Below are 2392 nucleotides of genomic sequence, written 5' to 3'. Positions count from 1 at the left end.
GATTAGGTAAGACTGCGAAACGGATGTGACAGGCCACGAGATTTCCTGGTCTGACACGGATGCAACTAGTCGAAACCAGAAGTCAGCTGGCGTCAATTAAGCCGCGCTATTGCGGCCGGGAAATATCGTTTGCTGCGATTTGCCTTTGCGGCGCAAGTATACMGTCCGGTCACTGTGAAGACGGGGGTGAGAGAGGGCGAGTGACAGTCCCTCGACGCTCTGTCCTGTTTGCACACACCTCGAACCGCGGACTMGCATAGTTTGGTTTTGTAAGGGACAGTTATGCTCAAGCCTTCGAATGAAATGCCCTTAGCGGCGCCKACCAGAGCAGTCATGACCGACGATCCAGCCGAAATCCTCTCGTTAGCGGTTTCTTGGCTGCGAGAGGGAGGGGTTGCTCTCGCAACGCTCATCGAAATTCGCGGTGGTTCCGCACGGTCCCTAGGATCCCAGATCGCCGTTGCCTCAGACGGCCGCTATTGCGGTTATATATCCGGCGGTTGTGTAGAGGCGGCGGTCGCTTTTGAAGCAATGCTTGCCATTTCACAAGGCCKGGACCGTATGATACTGCTTGGCGAAGGTTCGCCATACTTTGACATCGTACTACCGTGCGGTGGCGGTATAAAAGTCGCGATTCACGTCCTGAGCGGAATAAGTGAGATACAACGCATCCTCGACCGCCTCACGAGAAGGGTTCCGGCAGCACTMAGATACTCGCCACGCTCACAGACGCTCACGGTTGCCGCTCCGCCGGTCAAATCTGGGTGGGACGGAGAAGGTTTTCTAATTAAGTACGTCCCTCCGCCCAGGATCGCCTTGTCTGGAAACGGGATCGAAGCTGAGACACTTTCCCGGATTGCAGCAGCATGCTCTTATGATGTCCTTCCGCTTTTTGATGGCGACCGAGGCTTAGACGGCTTGCTTGACCACTTCACCGCTGTTGTTTTGCTTCATCATGATCTTGAGCGCGAGCGCCCGATCCTCCGAATTGCTCTAAAATCTACCGCCTTTTATATCGGTGCGTTAGGTAGTGCCCGTACACACCAGAAACGTTTGGAACGACTTCGAGATGATGGGATGAAAGATTCCKATMTAGAGCGCATAAGKGCACCMATCGGGATATTTGGACCAGCRAGAGAGGCAAACTCACTCGCTCTTTCCATACTCGCAGACATCGCGGCTACACGGGCGTTGTAACTCCTCACCTGGTTCTGTAGGGCCCGGCATTCCAAAGCCGGAACGACCTCCTCTTCGGCGGCCGTCGTAGCGCGTCTTGAGACGCGAGCTTGCCCCGACGAACAACTGATTTGGCTGGATGCCATGCCGACGGGCTACAATGCTCACCGGCGCATCCGCCTCGCAGGCAACATTAGGAGGCAGACAACGCGTCGCGTACGGAAGTCGACGGTGTTTTAACGAACCAGACCATCTGCCGCCGCCACAGCTTCTCGAGCAACCTTGCCTCGTYGACGGCGTTMAGCGAAATCCATGTTTTGATATATCCATTCCGATGCGAATAATCGTCACCGTGGTTAGCGCGTGCCAACGAATTGGTCCCAGTTATCCGCTTCTCGTACCAAAGGTCTTTCGATCAAATAATTGATGTCTCCGATTGGCGTTTGGTCAATTTCTCGACCGAACCGGTGACCTGAATGAACCGCATCCGCGATTGTGCCTGGCGCATAGCAGTCGCCGACCGCATGGACGGTGAAGTGTGGCGGGTTGTCTGCAACTGTTTTACGCAGATCCCGAAGTAAGCCGTCGTTCGGTGAGCGTAGACAGATCATCACCACCGTCGCGGCAKGCAACCGTATTTCTTTACCGGTGTAGATACAGTGGGCTTCCACCTCGTCAGTGCMGACCTMAACTAGACGTCTAGCCGTGACGAGCTTCACATCCAGGCTGAGCAAAGCTTGGTGGACGACCTCCCGCTCGGACGTATATTTAAGTAACGGAGAAGGTTCTGGATCCGGGGTAAGGAGCGTAACGTCCAGACCTTGCTTGGCGAGCTTTTCAGCGATAACCCCTCCCAGGTAGTAGCCTTCATCGTCATTGATAACAACCGGACCTTTAATCGTCTGGCCCGAAAGCACGTCATCGGGAGTGATGACGTGTCGCTGGTCCCAGCCCTTGACCGGAAAACGGTTTGCCTTGCCGATTCCGTCCCGGTCCCACCTTGCGCCAGTTGCKACGAGTATTGTTGAAAAGTCAAAATCGTCGACATMGGAACATTGTATTTCACTTCMGAGATAGACATCGATATTCGGCAACTTGTTGATCTGACCGATTCGATAATMTGCCACGCGCCGGTAGGTTGACAAACCTGGTAGTGTCGATTCGAGCACCGACCGGCCTCCMAGGAAAGTGTTGCTCTCAGAGAGCGCAACAGAAT

Annotated in this window: 1 protein-coding gene and 2 pseudogenes; 1 reads left to right on the top strand and 2 read right to left on the bottom strand. The window is 54.4% G+C overall.

Features of this window, described 5'->3' with window-relative positions:
- Window positions 1-282: 282 nt before the first annotated feature.
- Window positions 283-1197: an XdhC family protein gene (locus tag QD357_RS31855; RefSeq protein ID WP_414125993.1), complete on the top strand. Its 915-nt coding sequence runs from the start codon at window positions 283-285 to the stop codon at window positions 1195-1197.
- 4 nt (window positions 1198-1201) lie between these two features.
- On the opposite strand, the pseudogene QD357_RS31850 reads toward QD357_RS31855, so the two are convergent.
- Together QD357_RS31850 and QD357_RS31845 are read right to left on the bottom strand one after the other, a co-directional pair.
- Window positions 1202-1362: pseudogene (locus QD357_RS31850) on the bottom strand (transposase); the annotation flags it as partial.
- Window positions 1363-1532: 170 nt separating this feature from the next.
- Window positions 1533-2392: pseudogene (locus tag QD357_RS31845) on the bottom strand (hypothetical protein); the annotation flags it as partial.

It is taken from the genome of Rhizobium sp. BR 317, assembly GCF_047445835.1.
GTDB lineage: Bacteria > Pseudomonadota > Alphaproteobacteria > Rhizobiales > Rhizobiaceae > Rhizobium > Rhizobium paranaense.
The sequence above is the reverse complement of the archived record's forward strand: the minus strand, read 5'-3'. Positions and strand labels throughout refer to the sequence as shown.